The organism is Lysinibacillus sp. G1-3, assembly GCF_056322905.1.
In genome coordinates, this window is sequence record NZ_JBWHYQ010000007.1 from 190,147 (window position 1) to 216,396 (window position 26,250).

At 37.9% G+C, this 26,250-nt stretch carries 23 protein-coding genes; 19 read left to right on the forward strand and 4 right to left on the reverse strand.

The features are described 5' to 3' along the window. Positions 1–70 precede the first annotated feature (70 nt). From ACVYAD_RS09230 to ACVYAD_RS09250, 5 genes are all read left to right on the forward strand, one after another. Positions 71–2,152, forward strand: coding sequence for a catalase (locus tag ACVYAD_RS09230; RefSeq protein WP_476425981.1), 2,082 nt, complete (start codon positions 71–73; stop codon positions 2,150–2,152). 47 nt (positions 2,153–2,199) lie between these two features. Further along, positions 2,200–2,346: a hypothetical protein gene (locus ACVYAD_RS09235; protein ID WP_476425983.1), complete on the forward strand. Its 147-nt coding sequence runs from the start codon at positions 2,200–2,202 to the stop codon at positions 2,344–2,346. After that, positions 2,324–2,449 carry a hypothetical protein gene (locus ACVYAD_RS09240; RefSeq protein ID WP_476425985.1) on the forward strand — a complete coding sequence of 42 codons (126 nt, stop codon included), beginning with the start codon at positions 2,324–2,326 and terminating at the stop codon, positions 2,447–2,449. The genes ACVYAD_RS09235 and ACVYAD_RS09240 overlap by 23 nt, the downstream gene beginning before the upstream one ends. Before the next feature lie 75 nt (positions 2,450–2,524). After that, positions 2,525–2,716 carry a hypothetical protein gene (locus tag ACVYAD_RS09245; protein ID WP_476425986.1) on the forward strand — a complete coding sequence of 64 codons (192 nt, stop codon included), beginning with the start codon at positions 2,525–2,527 and terminating at the stop codon, positions 2,714–2,716. Then, positions 2,694–2,822 carry a hypothetical protein gene (locus ACVYAD_RS09250; protein WP_476425988.1) on the forward strand — a complete coding sequence of 43 codons (129 nt, stop codon included), beginning with the start codon at positions 2,694–2,696 and terminating at the stop codon, positions 2,820–2,822. Before ACVYAD_RS09245 ends, ACVYAD_RS09250 begins: the two co-directional genes overlap by 23 nt. A gap of 47 nt (positions 2,823–2,869) precedes the next feature. Here the strand turns inward: ACVYAD_RS09250 and ACVYAD_RS09255 are convergent, their stop codons facing one another. Then, a complete protein-coding gene (locus ACVYAD_RS09255; RefSeq protein WP_476425989.1) occupies positions 2,870–3,418 on the reverse strand; it encodes a hypothetical protein in 549 nt (182 codons plus the stop codon). Positions 3,419–3,540: 122 nt separating this feature from the next. Between ACVYAD_RS09255 and lpdA the strand changes: the two genes are divergently transcribed. After that, positions 3,541–4,878 carry a dihydrolipoyl dehydrogenase gene (gene lpdA, locus ACVYAD_RS09260; protein WP_476425991.1) on the forward strand — a complete coding sequence of 446 codons (1,338 nt, stop codon included), beginning with the start codon at positions 3,541–3,543 and terminating at the stop codon, positions 4,876–4,878. Positions 4,879–5,089: 211 nt separating this feature from the next. Here the strand turns inward: lpdA and ACVYAD_RS09265 are convergent, their stop codons facing one another. Next, positions 5,090–5,215 (reverse strand): hypothetical protein, encoded by a 126-nt coding sequence (locus ACVYAD_RS09265; protein WP_476425992.1) that lies wholly within the window; start codon positions 5,213–5,215, stop codon positions 5,090–5,092. Between the two features lie 363 nt (positions 5,216–5,578). Between ACVYAD_RS09265 and ACVYAD_RS09270 the strand changes: the two genes are divergently transcribed. From ACVYAD_RS09270 to ssuE, 3 genes are read left to right on the forward strand one after another with little or no spacing between them, the layout of a single operon-like run. Next, complete coding sequence (locus tag ACVYAD_RS09270) at positions 5,579–6,625, forward strand: LLM class flavin-dependent oxidoreductase (protein WP_476425993.1); 1,047 nt, start codon at positions 5,579–5,581, stop codon at positions 6,623–6,625. A gap of 11 nt (positions 6,626–6,636) precedes the next feature. Beyond that, positions 6,637–7,596 (forward strand): ATP-grasp domain-containing protein, encoded by a 960-nt coding sequence (locus ACVYAD_RS09275; protein ID WP_476425995.1) that lies wholly within the window; start codon positions 6,637–6,639, stop codon positions 7,594–7,596. Positions 7,597–7,622: 26 nt separating this feature from the next. Further along, positions 7,623–8,156, forward strand: a complete 534-nt coding sequence (ssuE, locus tag ACVYAD_RS09280; protein WP_476425996.1) for an NADPH-dependent FMN reductase — start codon at positions 7,623–7,625, stop codon at positions 8,154–8,156. A gap of 148 nt (positions 8,157–8,304) precedes the next feature. Here ssuE and ACVYAD_RS09285 read toward each other — a convergent pair whose 3' ends face one another. Beyond that, positions 8,305–8,460 (reverse strand): hypothetical protein, encoded by a 156-nt coding sequence (locus ACVYAD_RS09285; protein WP_476425997.1) that lies wholly within the window; start codon positions 8,458–8,460, stop codon positions 8,305–8,307. A gap of 208 nt (positions 8,461–8,668) precedes the next feature. Here ACVYAD_RS09285 and ACVYAD_RS09290 point away from each other — a divergent pair, with 208 nt between their 5' ends. The 8 genes from ACVYAD_RS09290 (at position 8,669) to ACVYAD_RS09325 (ending at position 21,715) form a co-directional block, all read left to right on the forward strand. Then, complete coding sequence (locus ACVYAD_RS09290; RefSeq protein ID WP_386827019.1) at positions 8,669–10,057, forward strand: aldehyde dehydrogenase; 1,389 nt, start codon at positions 8,669–8,671, stop codon at positions 10,055–10,057. 508 nt (positions 10,058–10,565) lie between these two features. Then, a complete protein-coding gene (locus ACVYAD_RS09295; protein ID WP_349659036.1) occupies positions 10,566–12,032 on the forward strand; it encodes a UDP-N-acetylmuramoyl-L-alanyl-D-glutamate--2,6-diaminopimelate ligase in 1,467 nt (488 codons plus the stop codon). A 287-nt stretch (positions 12,033–12,319) separates the two neighbouring features. Further along, positions 12,320–13,897: a peptide chain release factor 3 gene (locus tag ACVYAD_RS09300; protein ID WP_386826973.1), complete on the forward strand. Its 1,578-nt coding sequence runs from the start codon at positions 12,320–12,322 to the stop codon at positions 13,895–13,897. A gap of 373 nt (positions 13,898–14,270) precedes the next feature. Beyond that, positions 14,271–14,495: a hypothetical protein gene (locus tag ACVYAD_RS09305; RefSeq protein WP_476426000.1), complete on the forward strand. Its 225-nt coding sequence runs from the start codon at positions 14,271–14,273 to the stop codon at positions 14,493–14,495. A 223-nt stretch (positions 14,496–14,718) separates the two neighbouring features. Then, entirely contained in the window at positions 14,719–17,763 is a 3,045-nt protein-coding gene (locus ACVYAD_RS09310) for an efflux RND transporter permease subunit (RefSeq protein ID WP_476426001.1), read from the forward strand. A 131-nt stretch (positions 17,764–17,894) separates the two neighbouring features. Then, a complete protein-coding gene (locus ACVYAD_RS09315; protein WP_476426003.1) occupies positions 17,895–18,980 on the forward strand; it encodes an SDR family oxidoreductase in 1,086 nt (361 codons plus the stop codon). Between the two features lie 511 nt (positions 18,981–19,491). Continuing rightward, entirely contained in the window at positions 19,492–20,253 is a 762-nt protein-coding gene (locus ACVYAD_RS09320) for a TerC family protein (RefSeq protein ID WP_349659031.1), read from the forward strand. Between the two features lie 106 nt (positions 20,254–20,359). Next, the gene (locus tag ACVYAD_RS09325; protein ID WP_197142252.1) at positions 20,360–21,715 is read left to right on the forward strand and encodes a TrkH family potassium uptake protein; all 1,356 of its coding nucleotides are present in this window, start codon (positions 20,360–20,362) and stop codon (positions 21,713–21,715) included. A 503-nt stretch (positions 21,716–22,218) separates the two neighbouring features. On the opposite strand, the gene ACVYAD_RS09330 is transcribed toward ACVYAD_RS09325, so the two are convergent. Next, on the reverse strand, positions 22,219–23,958 hold the full coding sequence (locus ACVYAD_RS09330; protein WP_476426005.1) for a B12-binding domain-containing radical SAM protein: 1,740 nt from the start codon (positions 23,956–23,958) through the stop codon (positions 22,219–22,221). Between the two features lie 211 nt (positions 23,959–24,169). Between ACVYAD_RS09330 and ACVYAD_RS09335 the strand changes: the two genes are divergently transcribed. Together ACVYAD_RS09335 and ACVYAD_RS09340 are read left to right on the forward strand one after the other, a co-directional pair. After that, a complete protein-coding gene (locus ACVYAD_RS09335; protein ID WP_349659029.1) occupies positions 24,170–25,633 on the forward strand; it encodes a PAS domain-containing sensor histidine kinase in 1,464 nt (487 codons plus the stop codon). Positions 25,634–25,752: 119 nt separating this feature from the next. Then, on the forward strand, positions 25,753–26,199 hold the full coding sequence (locus ACVYAD_RS09340; RefSeq protein WP_079559637.1) for a MarR family winged helix-turn-helix transcriptional regulator: 447 nt from the start codon (positions 25,753–25,755) through the stop codon (positions 26,197–26,199). Positions 26,200–26,250: the final 51 nt, after the last annotated feature.

A 26,250-nucleotide genomic window follows, 5' to 3' on the forward strand; every position in this document is an offset into this window, starting at 1 on the left:
ATAGAAATACCTTAAAGCATGTTTATTCTATAAAAACATATAGTATATATTGAGAATTATGAGTATTGGAATGAAAGGGGATTGCGTGGATAAATCTAAGTCGAATCAGGGCAAAAATTTAGATGAGAATTCGAAAGATCAGCAGCTAGAGCAGTTTCGTGTCGATAATGAAGGAAAAAAGATGACGACGAATCAGGGGCTAAAAGTTTCGAATGATGAGGATTCGTTGAAGGCTGGCGTTCGTGGGCCAACCATTATGGAGGATTTTCACTTTCGAGAAAAAATGACGCATTTTGATCATGAGCGTATTCCAGAGCGTGTAGTGCATGCGAGAGGTTTTGCGGCACATGGAGAATTTGAGCTGTACGAATCGATGAAAGAATATACTAAAGCAGGCTTTCTACAGGACCCTAATAAGAAAACACCTGTATTTGTCAGATTTTCAACTGTAGTTGGAAGCTTAGGATCGATGGATACTGCACGTGATGTACGTGGTTTTGCGACGAAGTTTTACACCGATGAAGGCAATTATGATTTAGTTGGAAATAATATACCTGTCTTTTTTATTCAGGATGCAATTAAGTTTCCTGACTTAATTCACGCGGTAAAGCCTGAGCCACACAATGAAATGCCACAAGCTGCCTCAGCTCACGATACATTTTGGGATTTTGTGGCGAACAATCAGGAAATTGCGCATATGATTATGTGGCATATGTCTGATCGTGCAATACCTAGAAGTTTTCGAATGATGGAAGGGTTCGGTGTTCATGCTTTCCGTTTCGTCAATGACAAAGGAAAGTCGAGATTTGTGAAATTTCATTGGAAGCCTGTGTTAGGTGTACATTCCCTCGTTTGGGATGAAGCGCAAATTATTGCTGGAAAAGATCCGGATTTCCAACGACGTGATTTATGGGAATCAATTGAGATCGGTGATTATCCAGAATATGAGCTTGGTGTACAAATGCTTGAGCCGGAGGACGAGTTTAAATTTGATTTTGATATTTTGGACGCAACTAAGCTTTGGCCCGAGGAGATAGTGCCAGTTAAAAAGATTGGAAAAATGACCTTGAATCGTAATGTAGATAATGTTTTCGCGGAAACAGAGCAAGTCGCCTTCCATCCAGGAAATGTTGTGCCGGGCATAGACTTTACAAACGATCCACTTTTACAGGGCCGGCTATTTTCTTATTTAGATACACAGCTAATTCGTCTGGGAGGACCAAACTTTGCAGAAATACCGATTAACCGACCTGTTTGCCCAATTCATAACAATCAGCGCAATGGCTTTAGTCGACAAACGATTAATGTAGGAAAAGTGAGCTATCATAAAAATTCTTTGGCCAACAATTCACCTTCAACATCAACGGCAAGGGAAGGCGGCTTTGTTCATTATGAAGAAAAGGTTGAAGGACGTATTACACGAGCACGTAGTAAATCGTTTGATGATCATTTCTCCCAGGCAAGACTATTTTGGAATAGTATGTCGCCCCCTGAAAGACAACATATCATTGACGCCTTTAGTTTTGAGGTAGGGAAGGTGAAAAGTAAATCAGTTCGACAGCAGGTTGTCGATATGTTTGTTCGTGTTGATAAAGCAATGGCGACGACTGTGGCCGATAATATTGGTGTTAATCGTCCAAAAGGAGAGCAAGTAAATGTCACGCTATCATCACCTGCACTTAGCCAGGCGAATACAATAAAAATGCCACAAACACTTAAAGTAGGCGTGCTTATAGGTGATGGATTTGATGCAAATGAAGTTGGAGAAATGCTGAAATCTTTAACAAGACAGGGTGTTCGATACAGTATTATTTCCGATAAATTAGGGGTTGTCACTAGTAGTGATGGCGTACAATTAACAGCAACTGACACATTTATAACTACTGATGCGGTACTATTTGACTCGTTATATGTTGTTGGCGTAAAAGCAAAAAATCAGGCAAAGTTCAATTCTTATATTGTTAATTATATCAATGAAGCGTATAGACATTACAAACCAATTGGTATTGCTACAACCGGAACGACATTTTTTAATATGTCCAATGCCAATGTCGGGCCAGGCATTGTGTTGGCTACTGGTGACAAAGACTTCGCTAAAAAATTTGTCAACGCCATAGCTCAACAACGCTTTTGGGAACGCAATATTTATTAACTAATATTATTTTGATCGTGTGTCTAGGGGATATCCGCGGGAGTGGAGTGAATACCCGCGGAAGGATGGCGAATACCCGCGGAAGCAAGGTGAATACCCGCGAGCGGAGTGAATACCCGCGGAAGGATGGCGAATACCCGCGGAAGGCGAGCGAATACCCGCGGAAGCAAGGTGAATACCCGTGGGCGGAGTGAATACCCGCGGAAGGAGAATGAATACCCGCGGAAGGAGGGTGAATACCCGCGGAAGGCGAGTGAATACCCGCGGAAGGAGGGTGAATACCCGCGAGCGGAGTGAATACCCGCGGAAGGAGGACGAATACCCGCGGAAGCAAGGTGAATACCCGCGAGCGGAGTGAATACCCGCGGAAGGATGGCGAATACCCGCGAGCGGAGTGAATACCCGCGGAAGGAGGGTGAATACCCGCGGAAGGAGGGTGAATACCCGCGGAAGGATGGTGATTACCCGCGGAAGGAGAATGAATACCCGCGGAAGGAGGACGAATACCCGCGGAAGGATGGCGAATACCCGCGGAAGCAAGGTGAATACCCGCGAGCGGAGTGAATACCCGCGGAAGGCGAGCAAATACCCGCGGAAGCAAGGTGAATACCCGCGGAAGCAAGGTGAATACCCGCGGAAGCAAAGCGAATACCATGCACACAACGTATAATGAAAAACTCTCCTTTTTCTATTAAGAATAAGGAGAGTTTTTTTTGCTTACTGCACGTAAAATTCAATTGTAGCGGATGGTTTGTACTCCGTTTTTTGTTCATTAGGGTTTTCTGTGTAAAAGTCAGTACTTCCTTTTACGATATAATGTCCTTTTGGAAAATGACCTTTCATTGTTTGTTTCTTAAATTCAACGAGTTTAGGTTCTGAAAATTCGTTGTAACTTCCACCGTTCGTGTAGAACTCTTCGTAGGGCACATTTCGTTCAAGAATGCGTGTAATTAGTGGAGTATCCATTGCACTAGGTATTTCAAAATTTCGTGTCGTTTCCTGTAAATTAAATCGAAATGGGGAGCCTCCATGGTAAATAGTTACGTTTTGTGCCTGCCCTACATATGTGAGTTTAGCCGTTATCTTTATAGGTTCTCCCTCTGTGAAGGTAGGTTTTGCAATAGAAAGTTCATAAAGAAAGTCTACCTGTTGTGAAGTAGCCGTTTGTGAATAGTTCTTACTTGGTGGGGGTTTTAATGCTTCTTTGTCCTGACAGGCGGCAATTAGTATTAGCATAGAAAACAGCAGTAATAATGTTTTAGGCATACAATCCTCCTTTTACAGTAGCTGACGCTGGGGCAGACGAAATGTTACTAAAATTCTTGTAACATTTATGGCATTGCATTCAAATTTTGTAAATGCTATGGTGGTAAATGAGGTGATTTTTCGTGGAAAAATTTGATATTGCAATTATTGGTGCGGGGCCTGGGGGCTATGTAGCAGCTATACATGCAGCAAAAAGTGGCAAGAGGGTCGCTTTAGTAGAGCGCGATAAAGTTGGAGGGGCTTGCTATAATGTCGGCTGTATTCCTTCGAAAATTATGTTAGAGCACAGTAAGCTTATTCAAGAAATAAACCGTGGTAATGACTGGGGCATTGAAACTCCTACAGTAAACGTGAATTTTCCACGATTGATGCAACGTAAGGACGCTATTATAGACGAGCTCTTAACAAATATTGAAGGCTTTATTTTGAGCAATCAAATTACTTTTTATCGAGGAGAAGCGGCAGTATCTAGTGACTTGACTGTAACCGTTGATAATGATGTATTTACAGCTACGGATGTTATTTTAGCAACTGGAAGTAAACCATTTGTACCACCATTTGAAGGATTAGAAACGTCTTCTTACTATACAACGGATACATTTTTTAGTCTTGAAGAACTGCCGAAGCAATTAACAATTATCGGTGGTGGTGTTATTGCAGTCGAGATGGCATTTAGTTTAGCGCCACTTGGAACAAAGGTGACGATGCTAAATCATAGTGAAGATATTTTACAGACGGAAGAGCCAGATGCGCGACCACTTATTCGTGAACAGATGAAAAAGCTTGGTATTGAGCTTGTAACGGATTTCCACTTTAAACATTTTAATGGCAATGAGATTCATACTTCTAAAGGAATTTATACATATGAAAATCTTTTGTTTGCAACAGGTCGACGTCCAAATAGCGAGATAGCTCAGCAGCTTGGTCTAGCATTTGATGGTCGATTGATTGCTGTCGATGAGCATCTTGAAACGAGTCAGCCACATATTTATGCGATAGGTGACTTAGTGGGTGGTTACCAGCTAGCTCATTCAGCGAGTGCGGAGGGAATGCATGTTGTGGATCATATTTTAGGGAATAAGCCAGCACTGATTGATCAAACTTCGATTCCTCGCTGTGTTTATACACATCCTGAGATTGCGACATTTGGTTTGCTGGAAGAGCAGGTGAAAGAACCTTATACGGTTACTCAAATGCCTTTACATACAAACCCTAAGGCATTAATGGAAGGTAATACAGCGGGTTTTATAAAGCTTATTGCGACGAAAGAGGAAGGACGTATTTTAGGGGCTTGTGTTGTTGCTGATGGGGCAACAGAAATGTTAAATGCTATTTTAGCTACTAAAAATGCTGGTGGCACTGCCCAAACTCTCGCAAATATGATTTTCCCACATCCTACAGTATCAGAGCATATAGGGGATGCTGCTAAAGCTATTTTTGGTAAAGCCATTCATCAATAAAGATTTCGGAAACTACATTCATCAGCGGAAGGCTATCCTTTTCGTTGAGGGAATGTAGTTTTTTCTTTTCATTAAAGTATCCATAACAATACTGTAAAGCCTAATATCATTAGTCCAAAAAAAACGGAGAGCGTTTTAAAAATAATAATATGATACTTTTTAGGCGCGAATTTTTCGGAAATTAATAATACAACAGCTAATACCAAATCAATTAAAAAAATGTTTCCGCCCCCGAAAAATCATCATCTTCTTCGTACTTTTTAAAAGCAATATAAAAAGCGTTCCCAGCAAAAAATAATAAAACTAATGAGCATGCAAATAGCATTAATTTACTCATACAATTACATCTCTCCTAATGATTTAGCTGCACAATAAAGGCCTCAACGCCTTCTTTGAAGCGAGTTTTTCTCATGTCATTGCTCCAAAAAAAGGTCGCCTGCCCAAATGTTTGTTCCTATGCAGATTATAATAAGCATTCGTACAGGCTTCAAGTAGCAAAATCTACCCTTAACAGAACAATCTAAAAATTCTGTTGACTTTATATTTTGTTATGTTATGTTAATTCTATAAGAATACTTGGTTTTAAATTCGAGTTGACTAGAAGGCTTCTTTTTACGTAACGGATATTCTAAGAACTAAACATAGGAGTTTTTTTATCTTTATGCTGTGAAGATTCATAAGGACTTAAGGAGGATGGAAAATGAGATTAGGATTTTGGTTACCGATTTTCGGAGGATGGTTACGTAATGTAGAAAATGAGAATATGCCTGCGACATTTGATTATGAAAAACAGGTTATTCAAACAGGAGAAAAACTTGGCTTTGATGCGACGCTTATTGCAGAACTATATTTAAATGATATTAAGGGCGTAAATGCTGACGTACTTGAGGCGTGGTCAACCGCTGCAGCTTTAGCAGCAGTTACTGAAAAAATTGAAATATTAGCTGCAGTTCGGCCTGGCTATCACAATCCTGCGGTAATGGCAAAAGTAGCCGCAAATATTGATCAAATTGCTAATGGTCGTTTTACTTTAAATGTAGTTTCAGCTTGGTGGGAAGAAGAAGCAAAGCAATATGGTGGTTATTTTACAGAGCATGGAGAACGTTATGACCGCACAGAGGAATTTATTGAGGTTTTAAAAGGTTTATGGACAGAAGAAACGTTCAGTTATGACGGTAAATATTACAAAATAGAAAATGCACATTTATCTCCTAAGCCAGTTAGAAAACCATACCCAAGACTTTACGCAGGTGGGGAAAGTGATCGCGGTAAAGAGGCAATTACAAAGTCATGTGACGCCTATGTGATGCATGGCGGAACAGTAGAGGAAGTTGGGGCTAAAATTAAGGAAATGCTTGACCGTCGAAAAGCAATTGGAAAAGGACCCTTCGAAACTTTCGGGATGGCTGCATATGTCATTGTGCGTGATTCAGAAGAAGAAGCACTTGCTGAACTAGCCCGAATTACCAATGTAGAGGATGCGGCAGGGTATGTAGGTTTTAATGACTTCACTAGTAAATCAAAGTTAGAGCAACAAATTACACTACAAGACTATTCAGTTTCAAACCGAGGGCTAAGACCAAATTTAGTAGGCACACCTCAGCAAGTGGCTGAGCGCATTTTAGCTTATGAAGAAGTTGGTGTAAATCTCTTGCTCCTTCAATTCTCTCCACATCTAGAAGAAATGGAACGTTTTGCAAGAGATGTTATGCCTTTAGTGAAAATAAAATCAGCCATCATACAGTAAGGAGCGATACTATGACTGCAAAAATTTATATTATTCATGAAAATGATGAGTGGACAATTCATTTAACAAACCGTTTAGATGAACTAAACCTACCCTATGAGGTTTGGCATTTGGCGAAAGGATTGATTGACCTATCAAAAGAGCCACCACAAGGAATTTTTTATAGTCGTATGAGTGCTTCATCACATACGAGGGGGCATGAATTTGCACCTGAACTAACGGAGGCAGTGCTTGCCTGGCTAGAGTATCATGGCCGTCCAGTTATTAATGGAAGTCGTGCCTTAAGATTAGAAGTAAGTAAGGTCAATCAATATTGTGCACTTGAAGCTGTTGGCATTCAAACACCTAAAACGATAGCGACAGTTGGTAAATCGCAGCTAATAGAAGCGGCAAAAACAATTGGTACAACACCATTTATTACGAAGCATAATCGAGCAGGAAAAGGACTTGGGGTACAACTATTTCATGCAGTTGAAGCGCTAGAAGCATATGTAAATAGTGATACTTTTGAGTCACCTATAGATGGTATTACGCTTATTCAACAATATATAAAATCTCCAGATTCTTATATTACGCGATGTGAATTTGTTGGTGGTAAATTTTTATATGCAGTTCGTGTAGATACATCAGAAGGATTTGAACTTTGTCCTGCTGATAACTGTCAAATAGTGGACCAGTTTTGCCCAGTAGGTGAAACAGCAACTAAGAAATCAAAATTTCAAATTATAGACAGTTTTTCAGATGAGCTTATAGGGCGATATGAAGAATTTTTAGGGGAAAATAAAGTAAGTGTCGCAGGGATTGAGTCGATTATCGATGAAGAAGGTAATATTTTTACATATGACGTAAATACCAATACAAACTATAATGCAGAAGCCGAAAAAGCTGTGGGGAAATATGGCATGTTAGCTGTGGCCAAATACTTAGGGGATACATTACGTCAATATGAAAAAACATTGCAATTTTCGTAAGGACTATGTAAAGGGGAGTGGTTAATTTGATAAAAGCAGTTATTATTAATGGCAGTAATTCGAGAAATTCACGCGTGACAGCTATTCATGATAAGGTGGAAAACTCTTTAAAGGTACAAGGAATAGCAGTACACACAAATTACGTACATGAACTGCCAGCTGAGGACTTAATTACGGCTAATTTTGCAAGTGAGGCCATCATTTCTGAAAATAAACAAGTTGAAGAAGCAGATATTATCGTGCTTTTGACGCCTATTTATAAAGCCTCATATTCAGGAATACTTAAAACTTATTTGGACTTACTGCCGCAAAAAGCATTGCAAGGAAAAATTATCTTACCAATTGCTGTAGGTGGCTCTATTGGACATTTACTCGCATTAGAATATGCATTAAAGCCAATATTAGCTGTATTAGGGGCTACAAATATTGCACATTCTGTCTATATTGTTGATAAACAAATTATTCGGCTTGAAGATGGAAGCTTTGCCATCGAGGAAGAAGCAATTAACCGACTTGATGTAGAATTAAAACAATTACAGCAAATGGTATTGGTAAACTGAGGCGTCGCCCTTTTATTCCGATAAAATGAGATTTTGTTGCGATAAATCTTCATTGAATTCATAATGACATCTACAACTTTTGGTGATGAGACATGAAGTACAAAATAGCGCATTATAGGAAATAACCACCTCCTATAACGCGCTATTTTTAATTAGCTTCAGGTTCTTCTTTTTTCTCAATCGGTGCTGTAGAGAGATATAAGAAAGCCTCATCTTGCAATAGCAATATTTTTTCTTCACTAATACCGTGCGCCAATGGTCCAGAAAAAATGGACTCCCACCAAGTTCCTGTTGTTATTGTCATTCATCTACGCCCCCGTTTCAAATTTTCAATATGTAGTTGTAAGTTTCTCGAAGTCACAAAATCGTCTACAGTTCTAACATATTCTTTACACATCCCCCGTTTAGAAAGAGGAATTTTGGTTGTCAATGTTGTATCGTATAGACAAAGATAGTTTGTTTCGAAATGAAAAAACTATGTATGCCATTTTAAAAAAAGGGGTGCTTTTATTATGAATTTTACGACACAAGATGTAGAAAATATGATTACAGAGCAACGTCAATTTTATTTTTCTCGAACGACGAAGAGTACAAAATTTCGAAAAGAGCAATTACTAAAACTGAAGAAAACGATTTTAAAATATGAAAAAGAAATTTTGAATGCTCTATATTTAGATTTACGTAAGAGTGAGTTTGAGGCATATGCAACAGAAATTGGCATTGTTTTAGATAGTATTTCTTATATGGTAAAGCATGTTGAAGAGTGGATGAAACCTGAAGCTGTAAAGACACCGATTCAATATCAGGTGGGAAAAAGCTTTATTGTAAGAGAACCATTTGGCGTAACATTAATCATTGGTCCTTTCAATTATCCATTTCAACTTGTTATGGAGCCATTAATCGGTGCAATTGTTGGTGGTAATACGGCTATTGTAAAACCATCAGAAACATCTGTGCATACAGCAGCAATCGTTAAAAAAATAATAGAAGAAACGTTTAATCCTTCATACGTGCGTGTTGTAGAAGGAGAGAAAGATGAAGTGACGGCGCTTATTCATGCATCCTTTGACTATATATTTTTTACAGGGAGTGTGGCAGTCGGCAAAGTTGTTGCAAAGGCAGCGGCAGAACGATTAACACCAATTGCCCTCGAACTTGGCGGGAAAAGTCCTGCAATTGTCGATCAAACAGCCAATTTAGAAGTAGCCGCGAAAAGAATTGCATGGGGAAAATTCACAAATACCGGACAAACTTGTGTAGCACCAGATTATATCCTTGTCCATAAAGAAGTCTATGACCGATTTATGAAAATATTGAAAGCAACTATTCGATCTTTCTATGGTAAAAATGCAATAAAAAGCCCTGACTACGGCCGTATTGTCAATCTAAGACAATTTGATCGGCTACAGCAAATTATTGTAGAAGAACGTGATGCCATAACATTTGGTGGTAGAACAGATCGTGATGATTTGTATATGGAGCCTACTATTATTGAATATGTGAAATGGTCAAGTCCTTCGATGCAGGATGAACTATTTGGTCCAATTTTACCTGTGATGATGTATGATGATTTACCGCTAGCCATTCACCAAATTCGTCAGTTACCAAAGCCTTTAGCGGCGTATTTTTTCTCCGAGCATGAGAAAGCTATTCAGTACTTTTTAGAGGAACTACCATTTGGTGGCGGGTGTATAAATGATACGATTACACATGTTGGAAATTTACATTTACCATTTGGCGGTGTCGGGTCATCGGGGGTAAAAGCATACCATGGGAAAGCAAGTTTTGAAAACTTTACTCATCCCAAATCAATATTAAAAAAATCTTCTAAGTTAGAGACTAATGTTCTCTTTCCCCCTTATAAACAAAAGGTTAAGCTTGTGAGAACTATAATGAAATAGTAAAAGGAGGTGTCGAATCATTAAAGATTCTTGACACCTCACTTTTTTTAGGGGAAATGTAGTTGTCGATAAATGTCGTTTTTTTTAAAGTAAGTACATTTCGAGCATTTAAACCATATATAAGCTGTTTGGAGGGAAAGCACGGGTTGAAAATTTTTAGAGAGCGCAGAAATGGAACGAAGGCTAAGAGCAACTGATAATGCTCTTTTGACTAGCTCGATGGTACAACTGCGCTTTGCTTCAAAGAGTTCATCGATGTTCCGAGTAGACACTCAGCCGGATGGAAATCAACACACGCGATGGTGATGAGCGAAATTTTATTGAAATATTAAAGATATATTAAAATGATAGCGTTTTCATCAGAAAAACGTCCTAACAAGCATTTTCTTTATGGGCGAATAAGTAGTAAAATAAATTCAATAGATTGTGGGGGACTCATCTTGTCATTTATTGTCGAATAAACAACAAATGATGAAATGAATGTAGAGATTGAATGGAGGACTATGAAATGTATGCAGAGGAATTGTTGAATGCATTACCTTTGAAAAAAATAATTGGAGTGCTACCTGATCAAGTAACTGATATTGTAATTGATTCACGTAGTGTGCAACCAAATAGTATGTTTGTTTGTATTAAAGGTTATACGGTAGATGGTCATAACTATGCACAGAAAGCTGTTGAAGGTGGCGCAACAATTGTTGTGACAGAACGACAGTTACCATTAGAAGAAACGATTGCGCAAGTCATTGTGAAAGATACGGATCGAGCAGTTGGCTTGTTAGCTGCAAAGTTTTTTGACTATCCATCAAAAGATATGGCGATGATTGGTGTAACCGGAACAAATGGAAAAACATCAGTAACAGGAATTATTCAAAACATCATGCATGGTATGGGAGAAAAATCCGCGTTATCAGGGACAATCGGCTTTAATTTAAATGGTATTTTATATGAATCAGCCAATACTACAAGCGATGCATTATCGACACAACAAATGATATTCCGTGCAAAAATGGAAGGCTGCCGATTAATGACTATGGAGGTATCTTCACACGGTTTAGCACTTGGACGTCTAGCTGGCGTAGAATATGATGTAGCTATTTTTACAAATCTTACACATGATCATCTTGATTTCCATGGAACGATGGAGGAATATGGGCATGCGAAAGGCTTATTATTCTCCCAACTCGGACAAGACTTAGAAAAGAATAAATTTGTCGTATTAAATGCCGATGATGCTTGGTCAGAACGCTATGCAGCTATGACACCATTTCCAGTATGGACATATGGTTTGAAAAATGAAACAGCAGATTTCCGAGCTATTAACTGTGAGTATCATGATTTCATGACTTCTTTTGACGTTGAAACGCCAGAAGGAATATACCGTGTGAAAATGCATTTACTTGGGGAATTTAATATATACAATGTACTTGCTGCTATGGTTGCTTTTTATGGACGTGGTTATTCAATTGAAACAATTATTGAGCAAGTTGAGCAAATACCACCAGTAAAGGGACGTATGGAGAAAGTTTGCTCAGATTTACCGGTGCAGATGTTTATTGATTATGCACATACGCCTGATGCAATTGAAAAGGCGATTTCTTCAGCTCAACCATATAAAAAAGGTAAGCTTATTTTCTTAGTTGGCACAGGTGGCAATCGTGATAAATCGAAACGTCCAACAATGGCAGAAAAGGCATCAGCTGCTGATTACGTTATATTAACGACAGATGACCCGCGCTATGAAGAATACGATAGTATTACAGGTGATCTTGCCAAAGGGATGTTACATGAAAATTATGCATGTATAGGCGACCGTGCTGAAGCCGTGCGCCATGCGATTGAGGTTGCTGAACCAGGAGATATCATTATTTTTGCTGGTAAAGGACATGAAGATTATCAAATTATTGAGAATACTAAATATCCACATAGTGATGCGGATATTGCAATAGAAGCTGGCCAACTAAAATTTGTATAATATATGATCTCCAATTAGGATGTTAGAGTGTACGATAGTGTGAATAAAAGCATGTAGTCATGCGATAAGTTCACCATACTTTGAAACCCCTTTTAGTCTAAGGGGTTTTCTTTTTGGGTTAACATGAAGGTGAATGTATGGAAAGAAAATGATCTTCATCGGAGTGTTTGATGAACTATCTACATTGGACCTAGCTAAGTATTCTTTGGGGAATTCATGTAAAAAGGTTGTAAGAAAGGCAAGTCTTCTTTTATTATTAGTAAGTATGAAAAAAGGAGAATGACGAGATGAATTCAAATTTAGAAAAAGATATATTATCACGTCGAACTTTTGCCATTATCAGTCACCCTGATGCTGGGAAAACGACGATTACAGAAAAGCTTTTACTATTTGGTGGTGCGATTCGTGATGCCGGTACGGTAAAAGGGAAGAAAACAGGTAAGTTTGCAACATCTGACTGGATGGAGATTGAAAAACAACGTGGGATTTCTGTAACTTCTTCAGTTATGCAATTCGATTATAATGGATCACGTGTCAATATTTTGGATACTCCAGGTCACCAAGATTTCTCGGAGGATACGTATCGTACATTAATGGCGGTGGATAGTGCTGTCATGGTTGTAGATGCTGCCAAAGGTATTGAAGCACAAACTTTAAAGCTGTTCAAAGTTTGTAAAATGCGTGGTATTCCAATTTTTACGTTTATTAATAAACTTGACCGTCAAGGGAAGGAGCCACTTGAGCTGATAGAAGAGCTTGAGGAGGTATTGGGCATTAACGCTTACCCAATGAACTGGCCGATCGGTATGGGTAAAGAATTTTTAGGTATTTATGATCGTTATAATAAACGTATCGAGCAATTCCGTTCTGATGAAGAAGAACGTTTCTTGCCAATTGATGAAAATGGGGAACTTGCAGTTGAGCATCCGATGAAGGTGACTTCTTATTATTCACAAGCAATGGACGACATTATGTTGCTGGACGAAGCGGGTAATGAGTACTCAGAAGAAAAAATTCGTCGTGGTGAATTAACACCTGTTTTCTTTGGTTCTGCTTTAACAAATTTTGGTGTACAAACATTCCTTGAAACATATTTACAATTTGCACCGACACCACAGCCTCGCATTACTGAGAATGAATTATTTATCGATCCAGTTGAGCATGAGGAGTTTTCAGGCTTCATTTTCAAAATTCAAGCGAATATGAACCCTGCACACCGTGACCGTATTGCCTTTGTGCGTATCGTATCGGGTAAATTTGAGCGTGGCATGAACATGACTTTATCTCGTACAGGTAAATCATTCAAAGTGACACAATCTACACAATTCCTAGCGGATGACCGTGAAACAGTAGATGAAGCAGTAGCTGGTGATATTATCGGTTTATATGACACAGGTACTTATCAAATTGGCGACACAGTCGTAGGTGGTAAAAAGACATTCCAATTTGAAAAACTACCACAGTTCACTCCGGAGCTATTTGTGCGTGTAACTGCGAAAAATGTTATGAAATCTAAGCAATTCCATAAAGGGATTTTACAATTAGTGCAAGAAGGCGCTATTCAATATTATAAAACATTGCATACAGAAGAAGTTATTCTTGGAGCAGTTGGTCAATTACAATTTGAAGTTTTTGAGCATCGTATGAAAAATGAATATAATGTTGAAGTGAAGATGGAGCCAATTGGTTCGAAAATTGCAAGATGGATTGAAAACGAAGAGGATGTTAAAGAATCAATGTCTTCAGGTCGTTCAATGCTTGTAAAAGACCGTTTTGATAATCTTGTTTTCTTATTTGAAAATGAATTTGCTATGCGTTGGTTTGCAGATAAAAACGAAAACATTAAACTGTACAGCCTTTTATAATAAAAAGCAAAATTGTCAGGGTGATTTCCGTTCCAGTCTACCCGCTTTCCCACGGGAGGCGAGTAGCCTTCCACTCCAATCAACAATAGCGTAGAGCTTTTATCATTTTTAGGCATTTCAAAAGTGAACAAAAAAACACGAATCGACATGTTGCGATTCGTGTTTTTTTACAAGGAAAATTAGAGCTATATGTAGAATATATACAATATTAGGAAATGCAAGGTTAGGCATCATAACGTGTGGTTGATTTCCGTTCCAACTGGGCGCTTTGTTGTTGCTGCGGCTACGCTTTCGCGCAGATAAAACATTTGCCGTTGCCGCTACGCTTTCGCGCAGAAAACATCCGCTGCGCTCCAGGGTCTCGGGCCAACAGATGTCTTTTGCGCGAAAGCGTGAGTGCAACGTAGCGGCAGCAGCGGGTTTTGTTTTTGTTTGTGCGAAAGCGCAGCGACAGCAACAGCAACAGCAACAGCAACAGCAACAGCACGATGTTGGTCACGAAGGCGTTATCACAGGACGTGATGCTCTTAGCCTTCGTTCCTATATATTGCCAATCCCCAAGGAGTCGCCCAGTCGGAACGGAAATCAGCTTAAATAGGGTATTCGTTATAACCTCTTTCAGCTGGTATCCAAACACCGCTGAAAGAAGTTAAAGCCTCCGGGCGCAATTATGCCGAGGCATAATTGATCAAATTGCATTTCCTAATTTTGACGTTGTGCTATATATTAAACCTATAATACATGGAGGAGTTTTCAAATTTATAAAATATTCGCCTTTTCGGGTATTATAGAAGGGAAGAGATGGAAAAGGAGCTTGTAAAGTGAATATTAGTAATTTTTCTATTAAAAGACCTGTTTTTACAATAGTTACAATGATATTAGTCATTATTTTAGGTGGCGTTTCATTATTAAAAATACCAATTACGCTTATTCCTGAGTTACGTCCACCAATTGGCATCGTTGTTACCTCTTATCCTGGTGCAAGTCCGACCGAGGTTAATGAGAAAATAACGAAGCCCTTAGAGACAACGCTTGCCACCTTACCAGGGATTAAAAAACTACAGTCTACCTCTCAAGAAGGATCCAATTTAATTGTTCTCGAATTTGATTGGTCAACCAATATTGAAGATGCTCAGCTCGATATTTTACAACGCATCGACATGACCCCTTTACCGAATGATGCTGAGAAACCTAGCTTTTTAAAATTTGATCCATCTCAGTTTCCTATCATACAACTTTCACTACGGGCGGAAAATGACCATGTAGATGTGCGTTTACTAGCAGAAGCTTTGGAAAAGGAACTTCGTCGAACTGCTGGGGTCGCGAGTGTAAATATTTCCGGTAAGCTAGTCGAAGAAGTTCAAATAACTTTAGATGAATCGAAGTTAGTTGAAAAAGGATTAACTCAAGCAGATGTTATTCAAATTATTCAATCGAACAATGTTTCTCTTCCTGGAGAACCCGTATTAACAGCAGATGGAAAGATGTTAACAACTCGTATTTTAAGCACATTAAATTCACCTGAAAGCATTGCAGATTTAATCATTTCGGTAAATCCACTAGATGGTAAAGCATTAACCGTTGGAGAAGTAGCAACTGTTGAACGCGCGGAGCAAAAATCTATAACTACGACACGTGCAAATGAGCATCCTGCAGTATTAATGTCTGTATTACAGGAATCGGGCGCTAATACGGCAGAAGTATCTAAAGCTTTCAAAAAGGCTTTAGATGAATTATTGACGAAGAAGCAATATGAAGGAATCGTTGCAGACGTGCTAGTGGACCAAGGTAATTACGTAGATTTAGCGATTAGCAATATCGGAACTTCTTTACTTTTAGGTGGATTATTCGCAATGTTCGTGTTATTTGTCTTTCTGCGAAGTGTGAAAAGCCCTATTATTATTGGAATTGCGATTCCATACTCGGTTATTGTTACATTTGTTTTAATGTTTTTCGCCAATTTCTCACTCAATATTATGACATTAGGTGCGTTAGCACTTGGCATCGGTATGCTTGTTGATAATGCTATCGTTGTTATTGAAAACATTGAACGACATTTAGGACTTGGCAAGGACCCTATCGAAGCAGCTAAGGAAGGGACAAAGGAAGTGGCACTTGCAATTACGGCGTCCACGCTCACAACAATTGCTGTATTCATTCCTGTAATGTTTATTAAAGGATTAATAGGGCAAATTTTCACAGAATTTGCTTTAACTATTTCCTTTAGCTTAATCGCTTCTTTAGTCGTTGCGTTAACGGTTGTCCCAATGCTTGCAAGTCGTCTTTTAAAAATGAAATCAATCAATGTTTATGAAAAACGAAATGAATCATCCTTTTACAAGAGCTACAAAACATCAATTATTTGGGTATTGCGTCACCGTATGCTTGTACTAATCTCAACAGTTGTCTGTTTTGCACTTGCCTTATTTGGACTTATGAAAATTGGCACAGAGTTTTTACCGCCAACCGATGAAGGATTTGCATCCATAAGTGTAAATCTTGAAAAAGGGGTAGCCGTATCAGAAACAGAAAAAGTGGTTGCGAAAATTGAGGAACGTTTGAAACAGGAGAAAGATGTTGACGTATATGTTAGTTTAATCGGTGGTACCCAACAAGCACAAGCTCGCGGACAAACAAGTGCCAACCAAGCTGAGCTATATGTAAAGCTTGCCCCTTTAGCAGATAGGGATCGTTCGATTTTTGAATTTGTAGAAGAGGTTGAAAGAGATTTGCATGCAAAGCTAGGGGAGCAAGTTGAAATCAACTTCAATGTCTCAACGACAACAGGTTCGTCACCAAATACATTAACGTTTAGGTTAACAGATTCAGATGAGAGAAGACTTCATAGCTCTGTTGATAAAGTGCAGCAGGAGCTATCAAAGGTGAATGCTATCACAAAGGTATCTACGGATTTAGATATCACTGTAAAAGAACTTCAAGTCGAAGTAGACCGTGAAAAGGCGAAGGACTACGGATTTGTGCCTGCACAAATTGCTCAGACGGTCAATCAAATGACAAAGGGTCAGCTAACTACGCAATTAATGGCAGAGGATGGTGCTGTATTGCCTGTTTATACAGGCTTTGGACAAGTGTTTAATGATAGTATCGAGTCATTAAAATCGATGCAGCTACGTTCACCTGCAGGTTTATTTGTAAAACTAGAGGACATTGCAACTGTTTCTGTACAAGAAGGGCCAGTATCGATAAGACGTTCTGATCAGGCTGCTGCTGTTGCATTTTTTGTAGAATATAAAACGAAAGAATCGCTAGGAGGCATCTCAGCTAAAGTGGACAAAGCATTGGAAAAAGCGGATTTGCCGACTGAAACTCAAGTTGTCTTTAGTGGAGATCGTGAGCTATATGATAGTGCAATTAATGATATGCTTTTAGCAGTTGCGTTAGCGGTCGTACTTGTATATATCGTGATGGCCGCACAGTTTGAATCTTTTAAATATCCATTTGTTATCATGTTCACAGTACCTTTAATGATTATTGGTGTTGCTATTGCTATGTTTGCTACGAACACGCTAATTGGTGTGACATCAGTTATAGGCATCTTAATATTAGTTGGAATTGTCGTGAATAACGGAATTGTCCTTGTAGATTACATTAATCAACAAAAAGCTAGAGGACTGGCGACGTATGATGCGATCATACTTGCTACACAAGATCGACTTCGACCAATTTTAATGACTGCACTAACAACGATTTTAGGATTGCTACCACTTGCTCTTGGCATCGGTGAAGGAACAGAGATGAATAAACCGATGGGAATTGTCGTAATCGGAGGGCTTGTGACATCAACTTTATTGACACTATATATTGTACCGATCGTGTACAGCTTAACTTCTTCTAAAAGAAGTTAAAGCCTCCGGCGGATGTCACGGAATCGGAAAGGAGTCCTTTATGCTACAAAGGCGATTCTGGACGCAATTATGCCAATAATTGATTGGATAAAAAAACTAGGAAGATGCGGTAAGTTCAGGGGGGATGAGAGATGGGGGTTCATTTTTTTACAGGCTTTCCGGGTTTTATTTCAAGTCAATTAATACGAGAGTTATTTCGAAAAAATCAATCACAGGAAGTCATCACTATTGTTTTAGCTGGTGAGTTAATAAAAGCAAATTTAGAAAGAGAACATATTTTAGCGGAGTTTCCTAACTGTTCTATTCGTATTGTAGAGGGAGATATTACATTACCGAATCTCGGTCTAGAAGACCAAGCTGTACAGAAAATTGTACCTCAAATAGAGGTGCTCTGGCATCTGGCTGCCATTTATGATTTAGCCGTACCACGCGATATCGCATGGAAGGTAAATGTGCATGGTACGACTATGGTCAATGATTTTGTTCGTACACTTCCAAACGTAAGACGCTATATGTATTTCAGTACAGCGTATGTCGCAGGAATACGCGAAGGTATTTTGAGAGAAAATGAATTAATTCGCCCGCCTGCATTTAAAAACTATTATGAGGAAACAAAATATGAAGCGGAGCATCTGGTAGAGGATTTGAAATTAGAAATACCACTGACAATTATTCGGCCTGGTATCGTACGTGGACATTCCGAAACAGGAGAAACGATTAAATTCGATGGACCGTATTTCTTTTTAAATATGGTAGATAAATTAAAATGCCTACCTTTTATTCCGTACATTGGTCAATCGAAATCAACAATAAATGTAGTGCCAGTGGATTACATTATAAAGGCTTCGACTTATTTAGTTGATGAAAAATGTGCTGAAGGGAAAACATTACATCTAACGGACCCAAATCCGCATCCGGTGCAGGAAGTGTATCGGACGATGGTTAAATTATTAACGAACCATTACCCTAAGGGGCGATTACCGCTAACACTAGCAAGACTATCTTTACAAGTCCCACTTCTTCGGAAAAATCTAGGTGTTGAGCAAGAAACTTTAGATTATTTAACTTGGGATGCTAATTTCGATACGTTGGAAGCAGAGACTATTTTGAAAAAAGGTAATATTACATGCCCCGACTTTATACAAACTATGCCAAGAATGATTGAATTTTATTTAGCGCATAAAGAGGATAAAAGCTATCAAATTCAAATAAAGTGACTTCAAGTAGTAGTACACTAATTGAGGTTGATGCAATCGGCTACAGATGTGTTTATTGGGAAATATAGGTTTGTTGTTAATTGATTAAAGCATTTTTGGTTTATATTTTGCTAATGTATGCCCATTTTAACTAATAGTAGCCCGTAGCGGAAATCAGAGCCTTCTATTAGATAGTAGGGTAGAATAATTTTGCCACTCCTATATGATAGTGCTATAATGAGTTTACAGAAGAAGAACCTTCGACGTTTTGTCAAAGGGGAGTAGCTAACAGATACGAGCGATGTATCTGGATTACATCCGTCAGGACATGGTTTTTACCATCGGGTGTGATAAGCGATTAACTCTATACTTGCGGAATTCATTTCACTAGTAATAGAGAGGTACTGATGAATTGTCAGATATTATTTGCTTAGCGAGACCTTTGCCTTTTAATAGGGGCAGAGGTCTTTTCTTTTGTACTCGTATAGTGAAAACTAATTTGGTTATACAGAGCTTTAGAGGAGGCACATGAATGGAATCAATTGTATTACAATACGGTTGGGTACTTATTGTACTTGTAGTATTAGAAGGGTTATTAGCAGCAGATAATGCAGTAGTAATGGCTGTGATGGTGAAGCATTTACCACATGAGCAACAAAAAAAGGCACTATTTTATGGATTATTCGGTGCATTAATTTTCCGATTCGCAGCACTATTTGTCATTACAGTATTAGTGAATTATTGGCAAATTCAAGCATTGGGAGCAGCTTACTTATTATTCATGTCCGCCAAAAATATATATGATTTGCGCCATAAAAAGGATTCAGAAGATGAATCTAGTGAAGAAACGAGGAAAAAGGGCTCTGGTTTTTGGATGACAGTGCTTAAGGTAGAGGCAGCAGATATTGCATTTGCTATTGATTCTATGCTTGCTGCAGTTGCCATCGCGGTCACTTTACCGAAGGTAGGAAGCTTTGATATTGGTGGCATCAATGGTGGACAATTTATTGTCATGTTACTTGGTGGGTTTATCGGAGTGATCATGATGCGATTTGCGGCACAATGGTTTGTGAAAATATTAAATGACTACCCTTCACTTGAAACAGCTGCGTTTTTAATTGTAGGTTGGGTAGGCGTGAAGCTTGTTGTGTTGACTTTGTCACATGAGAAGGTGGGTATTTTACCTGCAGAATTTCCACATTCAACTGTGTGGGAGTTAACTTTCTGGATCGTACTAGTGGGCATCGCATTAGTAGGTTATTTAGTAGGAGTTCGTTTTAAAAATAAAGCTTAATATCATTTAGAGGGATAGTCGTAGCTATTCCTCTTTCTTTTTTTAAGTATTTTTCCTATACTAATATCTATCGAGTTTGGCATCATATTAGGAAGGGGTTGTCAACGTGCCCTGGAAAAGATCAAAAAATAGACTTGTTACACCTTTTCAGGTGCTTGTCTCTTATTATTTTATTGCTATAGCGATTTCCTTCCTGTTACTACGGCTACCAGGCGTTCATCAAGAAGGTGTACACGTTTCATTATTAGATAGCTTGTTTACGGCTGTAAGTGCAGTTAGTGTAACGGGTTTAACAACATTCGATATATCTGAAAGCTACACAACATTTGGCCTCGTGATGGTACTTGTCATTTTACAACTTGGCGCAATTGGCATTATGTCACTTGGTACCTTTGTGTGGTTACTAGTTGGGAAAAAAATAGGAATGCGTGAGCGTCAGTTAATTATGATTGACCATAATCAATACAATTTGTCAGGGGTTGTCCAATTAATTCGCGAAATATTGAAAATCTTAATCGGTATTGAAGTGATGGGTGCGTTTATTTTAACGTTGCACTTTACAAACTATTTCGATACTTTCGAAGAAGCGCTGATTCATGGTGTTTTTGCCTCCGTTTCTGCTACTACAAATGGTGGTTTTGATATTACGGGCATGAGTTTATTACCGTTTCATAACGATTACTTTGTACAAATAATAACGATGTTATTAATCGTGCTAGGCGCGATAGGCTTCCCAGTATTAATTGAAGTGAAATCGTTTTTACTTCATCGCCATGCAAATTTCCGCTTTAGTCTATTTACAAAAATAACGACTTCTACATATGCAATTTTATTTGTGGTAGGGGCTCTCGTTATTTTATTGCTTGAATCATTCCATTCCTTTAAGGGAATGTCTTGGCATGAAGCGCTATTTTCTGCAATGTTCCATTCTGTTTCAACACGATCAGCTGGATTGACGACGTACGATGTCACAACCTTTAGTGAAGCGACAGATATTTTTATGAGCTTTTTAATGTTTATTGGTTCTTCACCAAGTTCAGTTGGTGGAGGGATACGTACAACAACGTTTGCCATGGCTATTCTATTCCTAATTACCTTTTCACGAGGAAGAGAGGATATTCAAGTATTCGGACGTGAAATACATTTAATCGATGTATTCCGCTCGTTTGTTGTTATTTTATTGGCATTCTTTATGGTATTAGTCGCGACAATTATGTTACTCATTACTGAGCCACACGCATCACTGATTCAAATAATTTTTGAAATTACATCAGCGTTCGGAACGTGTGGGATGTCTTTAGGGATTACCTCGGATTTATCTGCATTTGGTAAAATTATTATTATGATTTTAATGTTCGTTGGTCGTGTTGGTTTAATCTCCTTCCTTTACACTCTTGGTGGTGGTGGTAGAGGCAAAAAATCAAGTTATCACTATCCTAAGGAACGAGTAATTATCGGGTAAGTACTAGACCATTCAATACTTGAATAGCCCCATATCTAAGATTGAAATAAAAAAAGAGCTAATGTAGCTCTTTTTTTTATTTCCGTACTATTTTCCGGTTGCCAATAAGTTTATTGAACGAGAATTTTAAAGGTTAACTTAGTAGAAAATCTATTCATAAAGAGGTATTTAGATTGCGTAATTGACAAGGAATTGTCTTTGACACACAATTGTCGAAAAATTTTAAATTGTTTTTTCCTGGTTATTATGACTATTTAATAGGTAATATTTCCAATGAATAGCTATCAATGCATTAATATTTTCGAACTAAACTTTTTTAGGATAATAGTAATACTTGAAAGAACATCTGTTAAGTGTAATAAAGCAATTATTTTCAATTTCCGAATATTTAATAAAAATGTAATTATATGGGTTGTTTTTAAAGGTTGCTGAAAAATTTAAGAGTTTTTAATGTATGAAAAAAACGCTAGTCCTAAATTTTCTTCATGAACTAGCGTTTCTTATTATAAAGAGTCGATTGTTGCAAAATATGGAGCTTGACCGTGACGGAAATAAGTTAAAAGATAGCCACTTTTTTGTACAATTTTGCCTTTTGAAAAATTTTGGTAATCAATGTAATGTGGAATAATGAGCGTATGTTTAAACAACTCTTTTTCAGATAGATTGAAGTTGGCAAATGTCTCACCTGCGATGGCAGGGTTTTCACGTAATGCCGAATAAAGTGCTTTTTGTTGCTCCTCTGTAGGACGCTCCTTCCACCATAATTTACGCGGCTGGAACTGTTGAGCCATTAAATAATCTAGTTGCATTAGGCTTTGAATGGTAGTTAAATCAGCACCTTCAACAGTTTCTAAAAACATTAATAAGCGAAGGAATAAATCCTCAAGCTGATGTCCGATACGCGACCAACCTTTAGTTTCCCAATAAGTACCGAAGTTTTGGAAGAAATCAAATGGTGTTTCAAACACTTCAGTTACTAAATATTCAATCGTATGATCCATACGGTGAGCGTTCCAGTATTTCTCAAGCACGTCCTCTGCATGTTTAATGCGCACAATATCATCAAATGTTAAGACATTATTAGAGAAAATCTCGTAAGGTGATTGGTCCACATACGTATAGCCAAATTTTTCAGCCTCTAGACGAAGGCCTGTACCACGCAGAAGCTTAAGGAATCCAAGCTGTAATTCTTCTGGGCGCATTGCGAAAACGTCATTAAAGGTTTGACGGAAGCTTGCATAATCCTCCTCTGGTAAACCAGCGATTAAGTCTAAATGCTGATCGATCTTTCCACCTTCTTTGACCATTGTCACTGTACGTGTTAGTTTTTCAAAGTTTTGACGGCGTTTCACGAGAGTGTTTGTTAAATCGTTCGTTGATTGAACACCGATTTCAAAACGGAAAAGACCTTTTGGTGCGTTATCATTTAAAAACTGGATAACCTCAGGACGCATAATATCAGCGGTAATTTCAAATTGGAATACAACCCCTGGCTTATGTTCATCGATTAAAAGCTGGAACATTTCCATCGCATAGCTGCGGCTTATATTGAATGTACGGTCAACAAATTTAATAGTACGTGCACCGTTGTTCATCAAGAATCGAATATCTTCTTTTATTTTTTCTCGGTTAAAATAACGAACCCCTACTTCAATAGAAGATAAACAAAATTGACAGCTAAATGGACAGCCGCGACTTGTTTCAATATATTGGATTCGTTTGCTTAGATGAGGGAGGTCCTCCTCGAAACGAAATGGACTTGGCAATTCACGTAAATCAATTTTTGGTGCTTGTGCGTGAATGCGTACTTTACCATCCTCTAAGTAGCAAATCCCTGGAACATCCTCCAATGCAATTTCTCCATGCAAATGGCGTAGTAATTGTTTAAAGGAAGTTTCTCCTTCACCCATAACAATGAAATCAACCTCTTCAATTCTACGTAACCAATGGTGCGAATCGTAAGAAACTTCAGGTCCGCCGAGCAAAATTTTAACATTTGGACAGACAGTTTTTAACATTTTGATAACGTGAATAGTTTCTTCAATATTCCAAATATAGCAACTAAATCCTACAATATCAGGTTTTTTTTGGAATAAATCTGATACAATATTAAAAGCAGGATCTTTAATTGTATATTCTGCAATGATCGGATTAAATTCTGGTAAAGCAGCACCTTTTAAATAACGCAGTGCTAAATTTGTGTGAATATACTTTGCATTTAAAGTAGTTAAAATAGTATTCATGAAATAATCTTCCTTTCAATTTCTAATTGTAACAGTCAAGTAGCTGTCAAACAATATAATCCTTTTTGCCTATTTATTTTGTGAACAGTTCGTGAAATAATTTTAAATACTTAAATTTACTAAATTTTGTAATAATAGAATCGTGCAGTCATAAAGTATAGTAAAGGCTCAAAATTCGATTAAGGGGTTTTTTACTCTATTGAAAGGTTCGGTGAGAAAGTTGAAGCAAAATGATATTAATCAATGTTTTGGAAATCTTATGACAAGTACTTCGTCACCAACACTTATTCTTAATAAAGTAGGTAAAATTTTAAACATGAATGAGGCTGCTATTAAACTGTTTAACCTCAATTCATCGTATATAGGTTATTTAACAATGGACGAGTCCTCTAATTTAAATTGGGCAAAATTCGTTAAACAATTACAAAGTGATTTGAGATCAGAAGAAATCTTCAATATTCAAACAGCTAGTAATGAGTTTGAAATGATGTCTTTCAAATGTTTTTTTGATCCGAACACAGAAGAAATCGTTGCGCAAATTTCAACATTAAATAATGACATAGCTCATGAATTATATGTTAGCCAAGAGCAAGAGAGATCACAATCTTTCCATGCTTATGATCACTTACCGTACGCTGTTATTATAAGTGACGCTAGCGGGATTATTCTTGGGCTAAATAAGTATGCTGAGATGTATTTAAAAATAGAAAAATCGCAGCTTCTTCATAAGGCACACCAGCACATCTTTGATACTTTTACACTTAAGAAAGGCCAAATTACTTCATACCTTTCTAAACTGATGGGTGAAAAGCATGCAAATATTCATGTAGTCGATGAAACGCAAGTTATTACCCCTTGCTATTATGAAATTTCAAGTATCTATGATGAATACAACAATATTATTGTCACAGTCATTAATGATGAAACAGAAAAGAAACAACTTCAACATAAAGTTGAACATCAGCAAGCTTTAAATGTTGTCGGTCAAATGGCCGCAAGTATCGCCCATGAAATCCGTAATCCATTAACTTCTTTAAAGGGCTTTACCGAATTATTAAAGTTAAATGCTGATGAAGAGTCCAGTATGTATTTATCTGTCATCGATAGTGAACTCCAACGGATGGAACAAATTTTATCCGAGCTTTTAGTATTGTCCAAGCCAACAAGTATGAAAGTAGAATTATTAGAGCTAAATAACATTGTGAAGCAAGTGATTGAGTTTATGCTTCCAGATGCGCTTATGAAAAATATTATGATTCAATACATTTCTCCTTCTACACAAGTATACATTGGTGGCAATGAGAATCGCTTAAAGCAAGTATTCATGAATCTTATTAAAAATGCGATGGAATCCATGAATAATGGTGGAACGATCACAGTAGAAATGACTGCTGACTGTGCAATTGCTGAATTACAGATTAAAGACGAAGGTGTCGGTATGGACAGTGCTACCCTTCAAAACTTATTCCAGCCTTTTTACACGACGAAATCAGCAGGGACAGGACTAGGCCTTGCTTTTGTGAAAAAGGTGATTGAAGAGCATGAAGGTGTAATAGGTGTGAGTAGTGAATTACAAAAGGGGACATGCTTCCACTTACAATTCCCCATTTACTCATTTAATCAGGTGGATACAATGGATGTGTCCACGAAAGATTCTGCTTATTTAGTAACATAAAAAGAGTCAATTTGTAGCGTAAACGACATATGAGGCTTAAAATCAAATAATGCTTTTGACAATGCTTTTCTAATATCGCTATAATGGCATGTATAAAAGCGAATTGAAAGGAAAAGGATATGACGTCAGAAGATATAAAGCAATCATTAAAATTATATATCGTATTATCACGTGCACATAAAGCAATTAATGAGACAACCCAACAATTTTTTCAAGAGAATGGACTAAATCCTACTGAATTTGCTGTCTTAGAGCTTCTTTATCATAAAGGAAGACAGCCATTACAGCAAATTGGCAATAAAATTTTGCTTGCTAGTGGGTCTATTACGTATGTCATTGACAAACTTGAAAAAAGAGGATATTTATTACGTGTTTCATGTCCGTCAGATCGCCGTGTTACGTATGCAGAAATTACGGACAAAGGTGAAGCATTTATGGCGGAACTATTTCCAAAGCATGAACAGCATTTACATGAATTGATGAGCGTGCTATCTATTGAGGAAAAAGATCAAGCTATCACTTTATTAAAAAAATTAGGACTGTCTATTAAGGATTTGTCTTATTAAGAAGGGTTGTCTCAATGAATTTGAGGCAACTTTTTGTGTTGAACAAAAGGC